The sequence below is a fragment of the Actinomadura graeca genome (assembly GCF_019175365.1).
Lineage (GTDB): Bacteria > Actinomycetota > Actinomycetes > Streptosporangiales > Streptosporangiaceae > Spirillospora > Spirillospora graeca.
The window spans coordinates 1,035,630-1,053,873 of the sequence record NZ_CP059572.1 but is presented as its reverse complement, the minus strand read 5'-3'; the positions used below and the strand labels follow the sequence as shown (position 1 = coordinate 1,053,873).

Genomic DNA, 18,244 nt, shown 5'->3' with positions numbered 1-18,244 from the left:
GGGATTCCGGCGATCGCAGCTCCCGTCTGGGGTGAGACGTCATGAGATTCCGCTTGCTCGGTCCCGTCGAGGCCGAATCCGATGGCCGTCCAGTCGAACTCGGGGGCCCGAAGAAACAGCTTCTGCTGGCCGTTCTGCTGGAGGCCGAGGGCCGGCCGGTCACCCCGTCGCAGCTGCTCCAGCGCGTCTGGCACGAGGGGCTGCGGGAGGGCTCGACGCCGCAGGAGACGGTGCAGTCCGGCGTGCGGAACCTGCGCAACGCGCTCGGCCGGGGGGAGCCCGGGGCGAACGAGCTGATCCCCAAGAAGGACCCGCGCTACCGGATGACGGCGAGGGCGGGCGACGTCGACCTGCACCGGTTCCGCGTCCGGGCGCGGCGGCTCCGCCCGCTCGTCGCGCGCGGCGACGCGGGGAACGATCCGGGGATCGCGGCCCTCGGCCGGGAGGCGCTCGCCGAGTGGCGGCAGGGTCCCGTGGCGGGCCGCGGCGACGAGGCCCTGGCCGGGCTGGACGGGCACTGGGCGGACGGCGTCCGCAAGGAGCTGGTCATGCAGTACCACGAGGTGCTGGTGGCGTGCCTCGGGGCGGAGATACGGCTGGGCCACGGGCCCCGGCTCGTTCCGGAGCTGGAGGAGCTCCACCAGGCGCGCCCGCTGAACCGGCAGCTCGCCTTGCACCTCATGCGCGCCTGCCACCTGGCGGGTGACCGGCAGCGGGTGATCGAGGTCTACGAGCGGTTCCAGCGCCGCGTGGAGCGGCGCTACTCGGCCGGCCCCGACCCGGCGGCACGGGACCTCTACCGGCGCATCGTCGAGGACGACCCGACGCTGCGCCCCCGGGTCGCGGCGCCACCCGGAGCGCACCCGGGAGCGGCCACCGGCTCGGCGGCCCGTGCGGGCACCGGCGCGGACCCCGGCGCGGGCACCGGCGCGGACACCCGCGCCGCCGCCCGGGAGGACGCCGAACGAACCACCGGAGAGAACACCGAAGCGACCGCCGAGGGAGCCCGCATGTCATCATCCGGAAAGCCCGATATCGCGGGAGAGATGCTCGATCTTCTCGCGCCCGCGCTGCCGGTCCTCACCGGCCGCGCCCCCGAGAACGCGAATGGGGCCGTCCCGTCCGCGCGGGCCAGGGAACTGTGGCGCGTCCTCCAGATTCATGAGGCGGTGAGCGATCTCCCCGAGGCGTGGCGGAATTCGCCCGACCCCGATACTCTGCACGCTCAGCTCGCCGATGTGGTGGCCCGCGACGGGACACTGGCGGAGGACGTGGCGGCCATTCTCGCCGGAAGGTTCACCGAGCACGAAAAAGGGCAGATCACCAATTTCGGCCAGTACTATCAGCGGGGGGACAACATCCTCGGCACCTCGATAAAGAACTATCACCGGTAGGCCATGGAAGAGCCTCCCCGGCCCCGTGGCGGGCACCTCCGCAACGACGGATGGCTGATCGTCAACGGGGATCTGATCTTCGGTGACCAGTTCACGACCCATGTCGGAGGCGACGGCGCCGGGCCGGAGTCTGGCGGGGGGACCACCCCCCGGAACGGCCCGATCCTCCCGGTCCGTATCCCCGCGGGCGAGACCGCCGGGACCGGCGGGGCGCGCGACTGGCGGGGCGGCGCGGACCTGGAGTTCGGCGGCGAGTCCTACCTCCTGCACGACCTCCACCTCGGCGAGCGCCCGTCCCGCGACGGCTCCGCCGTCCACCGGGAGGCATGCGCCCTGCGCCGTGCCCCCGGGCCCGGCCCCGCCACCGCGCGGCGCCCCCGCCGCGGGCGGGACCGCCGTCCCCGGGAGGGGCCCCGGTACGCGTGGCTGCGCCAGGTCGCCGTCCGCGAGGACACCCCGGCGGCGCGGCGCGCGCTCGCCGCGCTGTCCGGCGAACGCGACCTGCTGACCGGGCTGGGCGGCGTCCAGGGCGTGCCGGAGCTCCTCCGGCACGACGGCTCGCCCGACGGCCGGACGGCCACCCTCATCGTCACCTGGCCCGTCTCGAAGTTCGCCGGGCGCCCGTGCCAGTCCCTCGACACGGTGGTCGAGCCCGGCGAGGATCCGGGGGCGTTCGCCCTGGCCCGCCTGTTCGGCGGCCTGGCCGGGCTGTGCGCCACCCTCGCGCACCTGCACGGCCGCGGCCTCGCGCACCGCGCGCTCACCCGCCCCGGCGTCATCGTGCTCGACGGGGGGCGCCTCGTCCTGCGCGACCTCGGCCTCGCCGCCCGCGGGCCCGAGCCGGGCGAGGGACCGCCGGACTACCAGGCCCCCGAGCAACGGCGGCGGCAGTCCGCGCCGCCCGGCCCGCCCACCGACGCCTACCGGCTCGCGGCCCTCGTCCACCACCTGCTGACCGGCCGCCTCCCGGCCCTCCCGGCGCCACCGCCCCTCGGCCGCCTGGTCCCCGGCCTGCCCGAGCGGCTCGGCCTCGTCCTGGACGGCGCGCTCGCGCCCGACCCCGCCCGCCGCCCGGACGCCCGCACGCTGGGGGCCGCCTTCCGGGCCGCCCGTGACGACCTCTCCCGAGGAACCTATGACGTTTCGTCCAGTCCGCCTCCCCGGCCCCCTCACCCTCGTCCCCGGTGACAGCCTGGCCGGCAGGACGCGGGCGCTGGCCCTCGACCACCCGCACCTGCGCCCGATGGCCGACCCCGGGCGGCTCGTCCAGGCCCTCAACGACATGCCGGACGGCGTGGCGGCGACGTTCGACGAGCCGAAGCGCGCGGGCGGCGACCCCAGCCTCGTGCTGTACCTGCCGTCCTGCACGGTCCGGCTGTTCCTGACGCCGAAGTACAGGGACGCCTACTCGATCGCCTCGGTCAACCCGATCCGGATGCGCGACCACCAGCGGCTCGCCCGGGGCTGCCTGCTGGTCAGGCCCGCGCTGTGGCGGCTGGCGTTCGACGTCCACGCCATCCCCCGCCCGTCCGACTCGCACTGGGGCCCGCTGACCGCCGAGTGGCGGCTGCTCGGCGACCGGCTGGCCGCGGTCCGCGGCGTCCCGGAGCTCACCCCCGGGCAGGCGGCGTTCCTGGACACCCTCGACCGGACGATCGAGGCCACCGAGCGGATCAGCGAGGACGCACCGGACTCCGGCCGCCTCTACCCGTACCGGGACGTCGCCTCGACGGGGGAGCGGCGGCACGGCACCCGCTCGGTCTACGTCTTCAGGATGGTGGGGGCGGCGCGGCCCGAGGAGCGGGCGTTCGTCCAGGTGCACGGCGAGCCGGGGCTGCGCGGGCAGGTCACCCGCGTGGACCGGGACGCGGTGACCGTCCGGTTCGAGAAGGCCGTCGCGTGGGCGCGGTTCGGCGACGCCCGCCAGGGGCACCTGGAGGCGACGCCGAGCCGGGTCGTGTACGCCAAGCAGACCGAGACCGTCGCGCTGCTGCGGTCGCGGCAGGCGCACAACACCACCCTGCTCCCGGCCATCGTCGAGGGACGGGTGCGGCGCATCCCTCCCGCGCGGGCGCGTCCCGCCGAGGACCTCGACCTCGGCGGCCAGCTGGAGGCGTTCGAGAAGGGGACGGCGACCGAGGACGTGCTGGTCGTCCTCGGCCCGCCCGGGACGGGCAAGACGCGGGTGATCAGCCAGCTCGCCCTCGCCGCCGCGGCGCAGGGGGAGCGGGTCCTCGTCACCTCCAAGACCCACCGCGCGGTGGACAACGTGCTGGCCCGCCTGCCCGCGCACCTGGAGGTGGTCCGCGTGGGCCACGAGGGCAGCGTCACCGCCGAGGGCAGGCCGTACCTGCTGGAACGCCGGGTCGCCGAGCTGCGCGGCCGGGTCGCCGACGCCGCGGCGCGGGCGGAGGACGGCTACGGCGGGCTCGACGCCGCCCGGGGCTGGACCGCCGAGCTGGACGCCCGCGTCCGCGAGCTGGACGCCGCGCGGGACGGGCAGGCCCGGGCCGGGGAGCGGCTCGACGCCGTCCGGCGCGCGGTCGGCGGCCCGGCGCAGGCCCGCGTCGACGCCCTCACCGCCGAGCGGGACGCGCACCGCCGGGCGCTCGACCGGCACCTGCGGTGCGCGGAGCGCCAGGGGCGGCGCGTCCAGCAGGCCAGGTCGTGGGCCCGGCGGCCGGTGCTCGGTGTCCTCTTCGGGAGGTTCGCCGCGTTCCTGGACGCGCGGCGGGCGGCCGGGGAGGAGCAGGGCCGCGCGTGCCATCAGGCGTGGAGCGCGGCGTGCGGGGCGCTCGCCGCAGCCGCGCGGGACCTGGACGCCGCCACCCGCGCCGACCCGTCGGTCCGCGCGGCGGCTGATGCGGCAGAGGCCGCCGCCTTCCGCCTGGACGGCTGCCGCGCGGCCGCCCGGAAGGCGGCGCTCGAAGCGTCCGCCGCCGTCGCGGCCGTGGCTTTGCCGCCGTCCCTCGACGACACCGGCCCCGGCCCCGGCGCGGGCACCGGCCCCGACGCCGGGCTCGCGCGGCTGCTCCAGTGGCTGCACCGCACCCTGCCGCTGCTGGAGGCCCGCGCAAGGCTGCTCGCCGAGTGGCGGCGCGAGGTCGCGGGCGCCGCCGAGCAGCTCTACCCGGAGCTGGTCCGCTACGCCGACGTCATCGCCGCGACGTGCATCGGCGCCGCGTCCCGCCCGGAGCTGTCCGGCGTGGACTTCGACCTCGCGATCGTGGACGAGGCCGGGCAGATCGGCGTGGCGGACGCGCTCGTGCCGCTGGCGCGCGCAAGGCGGGGCGTGCTGGTGGGCGATCCGCAGCAGCTCCCGCCGTTCCTGGACTCCGACGTCGAGGCGTGGGGCAGGACGGCCGGCGACGACGCCGTCCGCGAGCTGCTGGGGGTGAGCGCGCTCGAACGGCTGGCCGCGCGGCTGCCGCGCGACCACGTCGTCCGGCTCACGCGGCAGCGGCGGATGCCGAGGGCCATCGCCGACTTCGTCTCCGCCGCCTTCTACGACGGGGTCCTGGTCACCGACGTCGAACGCGAGCACCGGGACGCGCTGTTCGCCCGCCCGCTGGCGCTCGTCGACACCGCGCGGCTGCCCGGCGGCGGCCGCTTCGAGCGGCCCGGGCAGGCGCGGGAGCGCTGGGGGCGCGCCGGATACGTCAACCAGGCCGAGGCCAGGCTGCTGTACGAGCTGGCCCTGCACTACCACCGGACCGGCGGCGACTGGGCGGTCATCGTCCCGTACCGGGCCCAGGCGACGAAGATCACCGCGGCGCTGGCGCGGCGGATCGGCGCGGACGCGGCCGAGCTGCACGTCGGCACCGTCGACTCCTTCCAGGGCGGCGAGCGCGACGTCGTCCTGTACGGGTTCACGCGCTCCAACACCGACGGGCGGGTCGGGTTCCTCAAGGAGCTGCGGCGGGCGAACGTCGCCTTCACCCGCGCCCGGCGCCAGCTCGTCCTGGTCGGGGACGTCACGACGCTGACCACGGCGCGCGACGTGCCGTTCCGCGCGATGGCCGGGGCGCTGCGCGACCACGCGGCCGCGCACGGCGACGTCCGCCAGTACCAGGAGGTCCTCGACCAGGTGACCAAGCTCAACAGGGGAGGCCGGGCGTGACCGCGGAGACCGCCGCGACGAGGCTCATCCGCTACCCGGAGACGCGCGCGCTGGAGGACGCCGCCTTCACCCGGGGGGTGACGCCGACGCGCCTGTTCCCGATGCTGCTGCCGCTGTGGTGCGTCGAGATCGAGGCGGAGGTCCGGGAGGCCGAGGACTACTGGCTGATCGACCGCTTCATCGAACTGGGCATCGCCAGGGCCGGGCTGGACAACGCCGCCGACCTCGCGCGGTTCCTCTCCCTGGACGAGACGCTCGTCGACCGGGCGCTGCGCGTGCTGTCGCGGATCGGGCACATCACCGGCGACTCGGCCGGACGCGTCGCGCTCACCCCGATCGGGCACGAGTCCGTCCGGGACGGGAAACGCTACGTCCGCACCCAGCGGGACCGCCGCAGGCTCTACTTCGACGCGTTCGGCTCCCGCCCGCTGACCCGCCCCTACTACGACTCGTCGCGGGTCGGGCTGCTGTCGCCGCAGGACGTCATGGAGGTGGCGGCGCGGCGCGACGGCCCCGCGTTCCGCCCGGTGTACAGCCTGCGGATGTTCAGCGACCGGGCCCTCGCCGATCTCGCGGCGCTGCGCGACCGCGACCGCTTCAACCTGCCGGAGCGCGTCGAGTCGCCCGCGCGCGTCGGCGACCCGGAGCCGCTGCACCTGCCCGTCTACCTGGTGCGCGCGGTGGAGGGGACGGGGCGGACCCGCTACCTCGCCTACACGCAGGCGGCCGACACCGCCGACGAGGACGTCACCGCGATCTGCGAGCACAGCCCCGAGATCGCCGGTGTGGTGGAGGCGGAGGAGGCCGACGCGCGCGGCGGACGGGACGAGCGGCGCGTCCGCGAGTGGCTGCGCAGGCGCGGGCTGGAGGAGTCGTGCCTCGCCCGGACGGCGGAGGGGATGCTGCGCGTGACGCTGCCCGCGGCGGCGTTCGGCGACGGGGACGGCGGCCTGCCGCCCGGCAGGCTCGGGACGTTCACGGTCCTCGGCAACGACTTCTTCCACGTCTGGTGCCCGGACGAGGGGCTCCGCCGCGGCGTCCTGCTCGACCGGGCCGGCTCCTACGTCGGCTCGCGGGCGCGTCCGGACGCCGGGGACGTGGCGGCCCGGCTCGGGTCGTTCGGCGTGCAGCTCGGCTTCGGGCGGGTCGGCACCGCCGCCGTCCGCCGGATGGCCGCGGACGCGGGGCGCCGCGACCTGGCGAGGCTGCTCGACGGCCTGTGACCCGGCACGCGGCGGGGCGGGCGGGCCGGCCCGGGGGCGCCGCTCAGGCGAGTGCGCCCCCGGGCGGGCCGTCAGGCGGCCAGCTCGGGCACCGGGGTGTAGTGGGCGGCCTCGTCACCCTCCAGGATGTAGCTGACGTCCCCGGTGACGCCCGCCGGGGCGTCCCCGGCGACGGTGACGCGGTGCAGGACGCGCGGCAGGTCGCCGTAGTCGTCGGGCGCGTAGTGCTGGGTGATGCGGTTGTCGAACAGCACGAGGTCGCCCGGGTTCCATTGGACGCGCACGATGTTCTCCGGGCGGGTGACGTAGGACTGGAGGATCCGCAGCACGTCCCGCGACTCGCTGCCCGACAGCCCGATGATCTTCTGTGCGAACCCGCCGATGAACAGCCCGCGCTCGCCGGTCTCGGGATGCACCCGGACGACGGGGTGCGCGGTCCGGTAGGTGCGCGACACGAACACCCTCCGGTACTCGGCCGCCTTCTCGGCGTTGGTCCTCGGGACGGCGTAGTCGTAGTCGTTGGTGTGCACGGCCCACAGCCGGTCGGCGAAGTCCCGCAGCAGCCGCGGCAGGTCGCGGTAGGCGGAGGCCGCGTTCGCGATGAGCGTGTTCCCGCCGTACGGCGGGACGACCAGGGCGCGCAGCGTGCTCAGCTTCGGCGGCGTCCGGACGAACGTGACGTCGGTGTGCCAGGTGTTGGAGCGGACGCCCTCCTCGCCCCGCACCGGCAGGATGTCGGGCTGCCCGTCCACGGACGGCACGGTCGGATGCGCCTTGGTGAGCCGGCCGAACCGGGAGGCGAAGCGGAGATGGCCCTCGTCGTCGAGGCCGGCGTCGCGGAACACCAGCACCTTGTGCCGGCGCAGTGCGGTCGTGATCTCGTCCAGGGACAGCGCGTTCGGGTCGGTGCCGGTGTACTCGGCGCCGATCCGGCCGCCGATCTGACGGAGCTCGGACATGGATCTTCCCTTCTGACGGCGGACGGTCGATCTAGCGGCGGACGGTCGGGTCGGCGAGCCGCAGCAGCAGCCGGAGCAGCCCGTCGAAGGCGAAGCCGAGAACGGCGATCTCGGCGATCCCGCTGAAGATCAGCGGGGTCTGCAGGTAGTTGCCGGCCTGGAGGATGAGGAAGCCGACGCCGCCGGTCGCGGCGATCATCTCGGCGGCGATGATGGCGGTCCAGGCGCCGCCCATGGCGAGGCGCATCCCGGTGATGACGCCGGGCACCGCGGCGCGCAGCCGCACGTGCAGCATCGTGCGCAGCGGCGACGCGCCGAGGCTGCGGCTGGCGTTCAGCAGGTCGGAGGGCACCGCGTCCAGGGCGCCGAGCGTCGCGACCGTCACCACCGGCAGCACCCCGAAGAAGATCAGCGCGATCTTGGAGGTCTCGCCGATGCCGAACCAGACCACCAGCAGCGGGATGAACGCGATCGGCGGCAGCGGCCGCATCACCCCGATGATCGGGTCGGCCAGCTCGCGGACCACCCGCACGCCCGCCATGGACGCGCCGAGCAGCAGGCCCGCGGCCGTGCCGAGCAGGAACCCGGCGAGGATGCGGCCGGTGCTGATGAGCGCGTCCTCCAGCAGCGTCTTGCCCTGCACCTCCGGGTACGGCCTGGTGAGATAACGGGCGAACGTGCGCGCGGTCTCGGTGACGGTCGGCAGCGTGACCGCGTCGCCGATGACCAGCGCCGCCGCCTCCCAGAGCACCAGGGCGAGGCCGAGCGCGGCGGCGCCCGCCCAGATCCTGCGGTACGACCGCGGCCGCCGTGCGGCGGGCGCGACCGCGGGCGCGTCGGGCGCGGCGGGCGTGGCGGTGCGCCCGGGGTCGTGCCCGGTCGCCGTCGTCATCGCTCCAGCACCTCCCGGATGCCGCGCTTGGCGTTCACGAACGCGAGGGTGTCGGTGTCCTCGTAGGAGCGCGGCCGGGGCAGGCCGATGTCCAGGACGGCCTTGGTGCCGCCGGGCGGCGCCGACAGCACGCACACCCGGTCGCCCAGCAGGGCCGCCTCCTCGACGTCGTGGGTGACGAACACGATGGTGGTGCGCCGCCGCTGCCACAGCTCCAGCAGGAACCGCTGCATGCCGGCGCGGGTGATGGCGTCCAGGGCGCCGAACGGCTCGTCCATGAGCAGCACGCCCGGATGGTTGATCAGCACCCGGGCGAACGCCGCGCGGTGCCGCATGCCGCCGGACAGCTCGTGCGGGTAGGCGTCGCGCGCGTCGGCGAGGCCGACGGTCTCCAGCAGCTCCGCCGCCTCGTCCCGGACGTCCGCGGTGAGGGCGCCGCGCGCCTTCGGCCCGTACAGGACGTTCTGCCAGGTGGTCAGCCAGGGGAACAGGTTGGGGGTCTGGAAGAGCACCCCGCGCTCGTGACCCGGCCCCTCGACCGGCCTGCCGCCGACCTGCACCTCCCCGGAGTCGGCGGGCGTGAACCCGGCCAGGATGTTCAGGAGGGTGGACTTGCCGCATCCGGACGGTCCCAGCAGGCACAGGAACTCACCGGGCGCGACGTCCAGGGACACCCCGTCCAGGGCGACGCGGCCCGGGCGGCGCCGGCGGCTGAACGTCTTGCGGACCTCGCGCAGCCGGACCCCGGTCGCGGGCGGTGCCTCGACGGCGCTCACGTGCAGCCTCCCGCCTGGGCCTTGTCCCAGAACCGCGGGTCGACGTGGGCGGCGATCTCGTCCGGCGTGGGCACGCTCTTCGCGCGGCCCTGCGCGACGAGGAACCCGGCGGTGAGGGTGAAGTTCTTGACGAGCCGGCCGGAGGCGACCCTGCCGTCCGGGCCCTTGAGCCAGGACGCCTCCTCCGCGGCCGGGATGTAGGGGTAGGTCCGCGTGGCCTCGATGGCGTCCTCGGGCTTGACGCCCTGGAACCGGGCCGCGGGCCTGATGTACTTCTCCGCCTCCGGGCCCTTCACGAGGGCCGCCGCCTTGGAGATCTGGCAGACGAGCGCCTGCACGACGTCCGGGTGCTTCTCGGCGTAGGAGGACGACACGGCGAGCATGTTGACCGCCGCGTACCCGAGCTTGGCGATGTCGGTCGAGCGGACCAGGACCCGCGCGCCGTGCTTCTGCAGGTCCAGCAGGTACGACTGGCTGATGTAGACGGCGTCGATCTTGCCCGCCTTCCACGCCGCCGCCTCGGCGGCCTCGCTGGCGAAGGCGGCGACCTGCACCTTCCCGGTGCGGCCCTGCGACGTCAGCCAGCCGCGGAGCTGGAAGTCCAGGGTGGAGCCGACGAGCACGCCGACCTTCCGCAGGTCTCCCGCCGAGACGCCGTCCCGGACGGCCAGCCCGGAGGCGTCGATCCCGAGGACGTACACGGCCCGCACGTCGGTGCCGCTGGTGAACGCGCCGACGAACGGCGGGTTCCCGACGCCGGACACGAACGGGAAGGCCCCGGCGCGCAGCTGCGCCATGCCGGCGACCCCGCTGTCGATGGGCCGCAGCTCGATCTTGCCCGGCACCTTGGAGGCGAGTCCCGGGTCGGCGGCGACGATGGCCTCCGGCCCGGTGACGGCCCCCTGGAAGTAGCCGATCTTGACACCTGCGGTGGCGCCGCGCGCGGACGTGCCGCACCCGGCCGCCGCGACCGCGAGCACGGCCGCGAGGATCTTCTTGAACATGGGGAAAGCGCTCCCTGGGCGTGGTTCGGCGGACGGCCTGGAAGATCGTCAGGCCGGACAGCAGGCGGCGGCCACGCGGAGGAGGTCCACGTGGCGCCGCCGGATGAGGTAGAGCCGAACACGCATGCCGGTATCAGAACACGCGGACCCGCCCGAAATCAACTATTCCTACCATTTTTATCGAGAATCGCCGTTCGACTGCGGCTCCGGTCGAACGGCGCCCTCCGGGTGGGGCCGGTGCGGGCCGGTCCCCGCCGCGCCCACTACGGCGCGGGAGGGGAGGCGGGCCCCGCGCCCGGGGCCCGCACGGAGACCCGGGTGACGCCGGGGACGGTACGGGCGAGCACCTCGGCGATCCGCCGGGCGGACTCGCCCGCCGAGCCGCGCAGCTCCACGGCGCCGTCGTCCACGGACACGTCCCACGGCGCGGCGCCGTACTCGGCGATGGCCGCGAGGACGTCGTCGCGGATGCGGGCGTCGCCGCGCGCCAGGATCGCCACGAGGTCGCGCCGGCCGACGATCCCGACGATGTCGGGGCCGTCCAGGACCGGGACGCTCTTGATCCGCGTCCGCATCATCATCTCCGCCAGCTCGGCGACGTCGGTGGTGGGGCGGGCGGTCCGCACGTCCCGCGTCATGACGTCCCCGACGTGGCGGGGCGACGGCGTCCCGGGCGTCGCCACCGGGCGGGCGAACGCGCGGGGGTCGGCCTCGAACTCGCCGCGCAGCAGGTCCATCTCGCTGACGATGCCGACCAGCCGCCGCCCGTCCACCACGGGCAGCGCGGTGATCTCGTGCTCGTCCAGGACGCGGACGGCCTGCCGCACGGTCGCGCCCGGCGGGATCGTCACGACGGGGGACGTCATCGCCTCTCGGACCAGCATGGCGTTCTCCTTTGCTCGTCCCCCACCCTCTCCCCTCACGCGGACCGTCGTATGCGTCGCCGCGGCGGCCGCCTCTCCGGCCGCCGCCACGTGTCCGGGCGGACGCGGCGCCCCGCCGGTTCTAGAGTGTCGGCGACATGCGTGCGGTTTTCGTGATCGTCGGCGCGGCGCTGCTGCTGGCGGCGGCCGCGGGCGACGGCCTGCCCGCGGGCGGCGCCGGGCGGCCCGCGCGCGGCATGGCGGCCCGCGGGGTGGTCGAGGCGGCGGCGGGCCGGTGCGGCGCCGGTTGGACGCCCGCACGCGCGGGACGGCAGACGCTGATGCTGCGCAACGGCGGCAGCGCCGTCGCGGAGGTCGCGCTGGTCGACGCGGGGAGCGGCGCGGTGTACGCGGAGATCGAGGGTCTCGCGCCGGGGACCGTCCGCCCGATGCGCGTCCGGCTCGGCGCCGGGGTGTACGCGCTCCGCTGCGCCGACCACGGCGCCGTCGACCCGGTGACGGGCCCGCCGGTCCGCGTCACCGGGCCGGGACGGGGCGGCCCGGCGGTCGTCCCCGTCGGCGAGAACGACCTGTACGGCCCGGCCCGCGCGTACGAGCGGCACGTCGCGGCGGGGCTCGGCCGTCTCGCCGCCAGGACGGACGGGCTGCGCGCCGCCGTCCGCCTGCGGGACCGGCGCGCCGCGAAGGCCGCTTGGACGTCCGCCCATCTCGCCTACGCGCGGCTGGGCGCGGCCTACGGGGCGTTCGGCGACCTCGGCGACGCCGTCGACGGCCTGCCGGACGGGCTGCCCCGCGGCGTCCGCGACGCGGGTTTCACCGGCTTCCACCGGCTGGAGCGCGGGCTGTGGCGCGGCGAGCCGATGGCCGCGCTCGCGCCGGTCGCCGACCGTCTCGCCCGCGACGTCCGCGCCCTGCGGACGGCGTTCGCGGGCGAGCGCGTCGACCCCGCCGACCTCCCGCTGCGCGCCCACGAGATCCTGGAGGACACGCTGCGCCTCCAGCTCACCGGCGCCGCCGACCAGGGCAGCGGCACCGCGCTGCGGACGGCGGCGGCGGACCTGGCGGGCACCCGCGAGGTCGTCGGGCTGCTCCGCCCCGTCCTGCGCCCGCGGTTCCCCGCCCTGGGCGAGGTGGACCGCTGGATGGACCGGCTCGGGGCGCTGCTGGAGGGGTGGTCGTCGCTCGCGCGGCTGTCCAGGGAGGAGCGCGAGCGCCTGAACGGCACGGCCGGGCGGCTGGTCGAGCTGCTGGCGTCCGTCGCCACCATCGCCGAGCCGAGGCGCACCCCCGCGGGTGCACGACCCCCCACGCCCCCTGTCACGGGAGGTGGCCGGTGACCGGCAGGCGGACGTTCCTGCGCGGCGCGCTCGCCGCCGGGGCCACCGGGGCGGCGGGCCTCGCGGCGGGATCGGCGGCCGCGGGTCCGGCCCGTCCCGCGCCCCCCGCGCGAGGCTTCCACGGCGAGCACCAGGCGGGCGTCCTGGAGGAGCCGAGGCGCCGTACCGTCGTCGCGGCGTTCGACGTCATCGCCGGCGGCCGGGCCGAGCTCGCCGACCTCATGCGCGCGCTCACCGCGCGGGCCCGGGCCCTGACCTCCGGCGGCCCGCCCGACGAGCCCGGCATCGCCGCGCCGCCCGCCGACTCGGGCGTCCTCGGCCCGGACGTGCCGGGCGGGGGGCTGCTGGTGACGGTCGGCGTCGGCGCCTCGCTGTTCGACGACCGCTACGGGCTGGCCGCACGCAGGCCGTCCGGGCTCGTGCCGATGCGGACCTTCCCCGACGACGCGCTCGAACCCGGCTGGTGCCACGGCGACCTCAGCGTCCAGCTGTCGGCCGACGACGAGGACACGGTCGTGCACGCGCTGCGCGACATCACCCGGCACACCCGCGGCGCCGCGCAGCTCCGGTGGCGGATCGGCGGCTTCTCCGGCCCGCCCCGGCCGGACGGCGCGCCCCGCAACCTCCTCGGCTTCAAGGACGGCACCGCCAACCCCGACGCGTCCGACCCCCGCGAGATGGACCGGCTGGTCTGGCTCGACGGCCGGGACGGCCCGGCCGGCGGCACGTACGCGGCGATCCGGCTGATCCGGATGCTGGTGGAGTTCTGGGACCGGGTCGGGCTGCCCGAGCAGGAGCGGATGTTCGGCCGCGCCCGCGACACCGGCGCGCCCCTGGACGGCGTCCGCGAGACCGACGAGCCCCGCTACGCCGAGGACCCGGCCGGCGAGGTCATCCCGCTGACCAGCCACATCCGGCGCGCCAACCCGCGCACGCCCGCGACCTCCGGAAGCCGGATCCTGCGCCGCGGCTTCAGCTACGACCGCGGCGTGGACGGCGCCGGCGACCTCGACATGGGCCTGATCTTCACCGCCTACCAGCGGGACCTGCGGCGCCAGTTCGAGGCGGTGCAGGACCGGCTGGCGGGCGAGCCGCTGACCGACTACGTCCGCCCGTTCGGCGGCGGCTACTTCCTGGTGCTCCCGGGCGTGCGCGACGCGTCGGGCTTCCTCGGCCGCGGTCTGATCATCTAAGGTCGCGGCATGGGCCCGGGAACGTGGAGGCGGCGGGCCGCCGGCGCGGCGGCGGCGCTCGCGCTCGCGGCGGTCCCGGGGTGCGCCCCGCCCGGCGGGCAGGGGACGGCCCGCACCGCCGCCCGCGCGCCGCGGGGCCCCCGGACGCCGATCGAGCACGTCGTCGTCATCTTCGGCGAGAACATCTCCTTCGACCACTACTTCGGCACCTACCCGAAGGCCGCCAACACCGACGGGACGAGGTTCGCCCCGGCGCGGCACACCCCCCGCGTCGACGGGCTGACCAGGCGGCTGCGCGAGCACAACCCCAACCGGTACGACCCGAGGCGCCTCACCCACGAGCAGGCGCTCACCTGCGACCAGGACCACTCGTACGCCAACGAGCAGAAAGCCGTGAACGGCGGGCGGATGGACCGGTTCGTCGAGTTCACCGAGCACGACAAGTGCACCGGGCAGCCGATCCTCTACGGCGCGCCCGGCCTGGTCATGGACTACTACGACGGCAACACCGTCACCGCGATGTGGAACTACGCGCAGCACTACGCGATGAGCGACGCCTCGTGGGACACGGTCTTCGGGCCGTCCACGCCGGGCGCGCTCGACCTGGTCTCCGGCCAGACCCACGGCGCCCACGCCGTGGACCCCTACACCCACGAGCGGGTGACGGACGCCACCGTCGTCCAGTCCCCGGACGGGAACGGCGTCGGGACGGTCATCAACGACCCGCAGCCCGCCTTCGACGACTGCTCGGCCAAGAACCACACCGCCCACAACAACCTGGCGGTGATGACCGGCCGGAACGTCGGGGACCTGCTCAACGCCCAGGGGGTCACCTGGGGCTGGTTCCAGGGCGGGTTCCGGCCGACGGGCAAGGCGAACGGGTACGCGGTCTGCGGCGCGGCCCACGAGAACATCGGCGGGAACCCCGTCGTCGACTACGTCCCGCACCACGAGCCGTTCCAGTACTACGCCTCGACGGCGAACGAGAAGCACCTGCCGCCGTCCTCGCCCGCCGCGATCGGCCGCACCGACCAGGCCAACCACCAGTACGACCTCGCCGACTTCGACACCGCGCTCGGCGCCGGGCACATGCCCGCCGTCAGCTTCCTCAAGGCCCCCGCCTACCAGGACGGGCACGCCGCCTACTCCGACCCGCTGGACGAGCAGCGCTTCGTCGTCACGGCCGTCAACCGGATCCAGCGGTCACCGGAGTGGCGATCCACCGCGATCGTCCTCGCCTACGACGACTCCGACGGCTGGTACGACCACCGGGCGCCGGTGATCCTCAACGGCTCGGCCGACGCGGCGGCCGACTCCCCGCAGTGCGCGGCGGGACCGCCGCCCGCCGGCGGGTACCAGGACCGCTGCGGCCCGAGCCAGCGCCTGCCGCTGCTCGTCGTCTCCCCGTACGCGAGGGTGAACCATGTCGATCACCGCTTCACCGAGCAGACGTCGGTGCTGAGGTTCATCGAGGACAACTGGGGCCTCGGACGAGTCGGCGACGCGTCCTTCGACGCCCGCGCCGGCACGCTGGACGGCCTGTTCGACCTCCGCCGCCCGCGCGCCGGCAGGCTCGTCCTCGACCCGCGGACCGGGGCACCCGCCCGCTGACCCGTGCGGGAGGCGGGCCGTGCGGAAGGCCGGGCCCGTGCGGGAGGCGGGGCCGGCCCGCCCCCCGCGCCGGATCAGGACGCGCGGTCCCGCTCGGCGACCAGCCCGAGCGCCACGTCGATGATCATGTCCTCCTGCCCGCCGACGTAGCCGGCCTCGCCGACCCGCTGCAGGATCTCGTGCGCGGGCACCCCGTAGCGCTCGGCCGCGCGCTCGGCGTGCAGCAGGAAGCTGGAGTACACGCCCGCGTACCCCTGCGTGATCGCGCCGCGGTCGGCGAACGGGAGCCGGTGCAGGAACGGCTTGACCACGTCGTCGGCCGCGGCGAGCGCGCCCTGGACGTCCACGCCGGTCGGGACGCCGAGCCGCTCGAACGTCGCGACGAGCACCTCGGTGGGGGAGTTGCCCGCGCCCGCCCCGAGGGCGCACAGCGCCCCGTCGATCTGCCGGGCGCCGTTCTGCTGCGCCAGGACGGAGTTCGCGACGCCGAGCGAGAGGTTCTGGTGGCCGTGGAAGCCGACCTGCGCCTCGTGCCCGATCTCCCTGACCAGGGCGCTGATCCGCTCCTGCGCGTCGCCGAGGACGAGCGCGCCCGCCGAGTCGACGACGTAGACGCACTGGGCGCCGCCGTCCACCATGATCCGGGCCTGCGCCGCCAGCGCCTCCGGCCCGACGCGGTGCGAGAGCATCAGGAAACCGACGGTCTCCATGCCGAGGTCGCGGGCGGCGGCGAAGTGCTGGAGCGACACGTCCGCCTCGGTGCAGTGGGTGGCGATCCGGGCGACGGACGCGCCGGCCCCGTGCGCCTTCCGCAGGTCCTCCACGGTCCCGAGGCCCGGCAGCAGCAGGACGGCGATCTTCGCGGCGGCCGCCTCGTCCACCGCGGCGGCGACCAGCGAGATGTCGTCCTCCAGCGAGAAGCCGTAGTTGAACGACGAGCCGCCGAGCCCGTCGCCGTGCGTGACCTCGATGACCTCCACGCCCGCGCGGTCCAGGGCGTGCACGACGCCGCGGACCTGCTCCTCGGTGAAGCGGTGCGCCATCGCGTGGCTGCCGTCCCGCAGCGTGGAGTCGGTGATCCTGATCTTCTCGCTCATGTGGCGGCGACCTTCCTGCGTGCCAGCTGCTCGCCCACGCGGGCCGCGGCGGCGGTCATGATGTCCAGGTTCCCCGCCCACGGCGGCAGGTGGTCCCCGTTGCCGCGGACCTCCAGGAACACCGCGACGCGGGCCATCCCGTTCCAGATGTCGCGGGGCCCGTCGAACTGCGGCTCGGCGCGCAGCGTGTAGCCGGGGACGTAGACGGCGACCTCGGCGGCCATCGCCTCGATCGAGGCGGAGACGGCCGCGGTGTCGGCGTCGGCCGGGATGGCGCAGTACACCGTGTCCCGCATGATCATCGGCGGCGACACCGGGTTCAGGATGATGATCGCCTTGCCGCGGGCGGCGCCGCCGACCTGCTCGATGGCGCGGGCGGTGGTCTCGGTGAACTCGTCGATGTTGGCGCGGGTGCCGGGCCCCGCCGACCGCGAGGCGATCGACGCGACGATCTCGGCGTAGGACACCGGCACCACCGACGAGACGGCGTGCACGATCGGGATCGTCGCCTGCCCCCCGCACGTGATCATGTTGAGGTTCGGGGCGTCCGACAGGGTGTCCAGGTTCACCGGCGGGCACACGAACGGCCCGGCGGCGGCGGGCGTGAGGTCGATGGCGGTGACGCCGGCGGCGGCGTAGCGCGGCGCGTTGGCCAGGTGCGCCTTCGCGGACGTGGCCTCGAAGACCAGGTCGGGCAGGTCCGGCTGCGCCAGCAGCCAGTCCACGCCCTCGTCCGAGGCGGGCACGCCCAGCGTGCGGGCGCGTGCCAGCCCGTCGGACGCCGGGTCCACCCCGACCATCGAGTGGACGTCGATCAGCTCGCTGCGCAGCAGCTTGACGAGCAGGTCGGTGCCGATGTTGCCGGGCCCGACGATCGCCGCGGTCAGCCTGTCCATGGGTCCTCCGCTCATGTCCGCTCCCTCCCGAACCGGGCGGTCACGGAGCCGATCCCGCCGAACGTCGCGGTGAAGACGTCGCCGGGCGCGACCGGGACGGCCGCGGTGACCGAGCCGGGCAGCACCACGTGCCCGGCCTCCAGTGTCTCCCCCCGCTCGCCGAGCACGTTGGCCAGCCACACCAGCGCGTTGACCGGCGAGCCGAGGACGGCGCCGCCCGCGCCGGTGTCGATCAGCTCGCCGCCGCGGTGCAGCAGGCACCCGGTGAGGGCGAGGTCCAGCGCGTCCAGCCGGGCGGGGCCCGTGCCGAGCACGACGCCGCCGCTGGAGGCGTTGTCGGCGATCGTGTCGGCGATGGTGATCCGCCAGTCCGCGATCCGGGAGTCGATGATCTCCAGGGCGGGCAGCACGAAGTCGACGGCGGCGACGGCGTCGGCCGCGGTCACCCCCGGCCCGCGCAGCGGGCGGCCCAGCACGAACGCGATCTCCGGCTCGATCCGCGGCTGGAGGAACCGGCCGGGGTCGATCGGGGTGTTCTCGGGCAGGAACATCGAGTCCAGCAGTACCCCGGAGTCCGGCTGGTCGACGCCGAGCTGCCGCTGCATCGCGGCCGAGGTCAGCCCGACCTTGTGGCCCTTGATCCGCGCGCCGCCGGACGTCCACGCCGACACCTGGGCGAACTGGATCGCATAGGCGTCGGCGACCGACATATCCGGATGGCCCGCCGTCAGAGGGGGGAGTGGAGTGCCGCCGGCGTACGCGTCGAGCAGCGTGCCCGCGGCCTTCTCCACCGAGTCCGCGTCCATGGGGGTCCTTTCATCGTCGTCGCGACCGAGCCTCGCCCCGCGGGGCACCGTG

At 75.5% G+C, this 18,244-nt stretch carries 16 protein-coding genes; 7 read left to right on the top strand and 9 right to left on the bottom strand.

What is annotated here, in order from left to right; all coding sequences use genetic code 11:
* Nucleotides 1-41 precede the first annotated feature (41 nt).
* From AGRA3207_RS05070 to AGRA3207_RS05055, 4 genes are read left to right on the top strand one after another with little or no spacing between them, the layout of a single operon-like run.
* Nucleotides 42-1,394 carry an AfsR/SARP family transcriptional regulator gene (locus AGRA3207_RS05070; protein WP_231333381.1) on the top strand — a complete coding sequence of 451 codons (1,353 nt, stop codon included), beginning with the start codon at nt 42-44 and terminating at the stop codon, nt 1,392-1,394.
* A 3-nt stretch (nt 1,395-1,397) separates the two neighbouring features.
* Entirely contained in the window at nt 1,398-2,582 is a 1,185-nt protein-coding gene (locus AGRA3207_RS05065) for a protein kinase family protein (RefSeq protein ID WP_231333380.1), read from the top strand.
* Nucleotides 2,530-5,514, top strand: a complete 2,985-nt coding sequence (locus tag AGRA3207_RS05060; protein ID WP_231333379.1) for a DEAD/DEAH box helicase — start codon at nt 2,530-2,532, stop codon at nt 5,512-5,514. Before AGRA3207_RS05065 ends, AGRA3207_RS05060 begins: the two co-directional genes overlap by 53 nt.
* On the top strand, nt 5,511-6,737 hold the full coding sequence (locus AGRA3207_RS05055; RefSeq protein ID WP_231333378.1) for a hypothetical protein: 1,227 nt from the start codon (nt 5,511-5,513) through the stop codon (nt 6,735-6,737). The genes AGRA3207_RS05060 and AGRA3207_RS05055 overlap by 4 nt, the downstream gene beginning before the upstream one ends.
* Nucleotides 6,738-6,808: 71 nt before the next feature.
* On the opposite strand, the gene AGRA3207_RS05050 is transcribed toward AGRA3207_RS05055, so the two are convergent.
* The 6 genes from AGRA3207_RS05050 to AGRA3207_RS05030 form a co-directional block, all read right to left on the bottom strand.
* The gene (locus AGRA3207_RS05050; RefSeq protein ID WP_231333377.1) at nt 6,809-7,696 is read right to left on the bottom strand and encodes a TauD/TfdA dioxygenase family protein; all 888 of its coding nucleotides are present in this window, start codon (nt 7,694-7,696) and stop codon (nt 6,809-6,811) included.
* A gap of 31 nt (nt 7,697-7,727) precedes the next feature.
* Nucleotides 7,728-8,588, bottom strand: coding sequence for an ABC transporter permease (locus AGRA3207_RS05045; RefSeq protein WP_231333376.1), 861 nt, complete (start codon nt 8,586-8,588; stop codon nt 7,728-7,730).
* On the bottom strand, nt 8,585-9,364 hold the full coding sequence (locus AGRA3207_RS05040; protein ID WP_231333375.1) for an ABC transporter ATP-binding protein: 780 nt from the start codon (nt 9,362-9,364) through the stop codon (nt 8,585-8,587). Before AGRA3207_RS05040 ends, AGRA3207_RS05045 begins: the two co-directional genes overlap by 4 nt.
* On the bottom strand, nt 9,361-10,368 hold the full coding sequence (locus AGRA3207_RS05035) for an ABC transporter substrate-binding protein (RefSeq protein WP_231333374.1): 1,008 nt from the start codon (nt 10,366-10,368) through the stop codon (nt 9,361-9,363). Before AGRA3207_RS05035 ends, AGRA3207_RS05040 begins: the two co-directional genes overlap by 4 nt.
* A gap of 48 nt (nt 10,369-10,416) precedes the next feature.
* The gene (locus AGRA3207_RS40190; protein ID WP_420830902.1) at nt 10,417-10,494 is read right to left on the bottom strand and encodes a putative leader peptide; all 78 of its coding nucleotides are present in this window, start codon (nt 10,492-10,494) and stop codon (nt 10,417-10,419) included.
* Between the two features lie 137 nt (nt 10,495-10,631).
* Nucleotides 10,632-11,252, bottom strand: coding sequence for a CBS domain-containing protein (locus tag AGRA3207_RS05030; RefSeq protein WP_231333373.1), 621 nt, complete (start codon nt 11,250-11,252; stop codon nt 10,632-10,634).
* 137 nt (nt 11,253-11,389) lie between these two features.
* On the opposite strand from AGRA3207_RS05030, the gene AGRA3207_RS05025 reads away from it, so the two are divergent.
* Genes AGRA3207_RS05025 through AGRA3207_RS05015 form a run of 3 tightly spaced genes read left to right on the top strand, consistent with a single transcriptional unit; the run spans nt 11,390 to nt 15,393 of the window.
* Nucleotides 11,390-12,589 carry an EfeM/EfeO family lipoprotein gene (locus AGRA3207_RS05025; RefSeq protein WP_231333372.1) on the top strand — a complete coding sequence of 400 codons (1,200 nt, stop codon included), beginning with the start codon at nt 11,390-11,392 and terminating at the stop codon, nt 12,587-12,589.
* Nucleotides 12,586-13,782 carry a Dyp-type peroxidase gene (locus AGRA3207_RS05020; protein WP_273700004.1) on the top strand — a complete coding sequence of 399 codons (1,197 nt, stop codon included), beginning with the start codon at nt 12,586-12,588 and terminating at the stop codon, nt 13,780-13,782. The genes AGRA3207_RS05025 and AGRA3207_RS05020 overlap by 4 nt, the downstream gene beginning before the upstream one ends.
* Before the next feature lie 9 nt (nt 13,783-13,791).
* Nucleotides 13,792-15,393, top strand: a complete 1,602-nt coding sequence (locus AGRA3207_RS05015) for a phospholipase C (protein WP_231333371.1) — start codon at nt 13,792-13,794, stop codon at nt 15,391-15,393.
* Nucleotides 15,394-15,467: 74 nt separating this feature from the next.
* Here the strand turns inward: AGRA3207_RS05015 and dmpG are convergent, their stop codons facing one another.
* The 3 genes from dmpG to AGRA3207_RS05000 are packed head-to-tail and all read right to left on the bottom strand — an operon-like array spanning nt 15,468 to nt 18,192.
* The gene (gene dmpG / locus AGRA3207_RS05010) at nt 15,468-16,490 is read right to left on the bottom strand and encodes a 4-hydroxy-2-oxovalerate aldolase (protein ID WP_231333370.1); all 1,023 of its coding nucleotides are present in this window, start codon (nt 16,488-16,490) and stop codon (nt 15,468-15,470) included.
* Nucleotides 16,487-17,401, bottom strand: coding sequence for an acetaldehyde dehydrogenase (acetylating) (locus tag AGRA3207_RS05005; protein WP_476692277.1), 915 nt, complete (start codon nt 17,399-17,401; stop codon nt 16,487-16,489). Before AGRA3207_RS05005 ends, dmpG begins: the two co-directional genes overlap by 4 nt.
* Nucleotides 17,398-18,192, bottom strand: coding sequence for a 2-keto-4-pentenoate hydratase (locus AGRA3207_RS05000; RefSeq protein ID WP_231333369.1), 795 nt, complete (start codon nt 18,190-18,192; stop codon nt 17,398-17,400). The genes AGRA3207_RS05005 and AGRA3207_RS05000 overlap by 4 nt, the downstream gene beginning before the upstream one ends.
* Nucleotides 18,193-18,244: the final 52 nt, after the last annotated feature.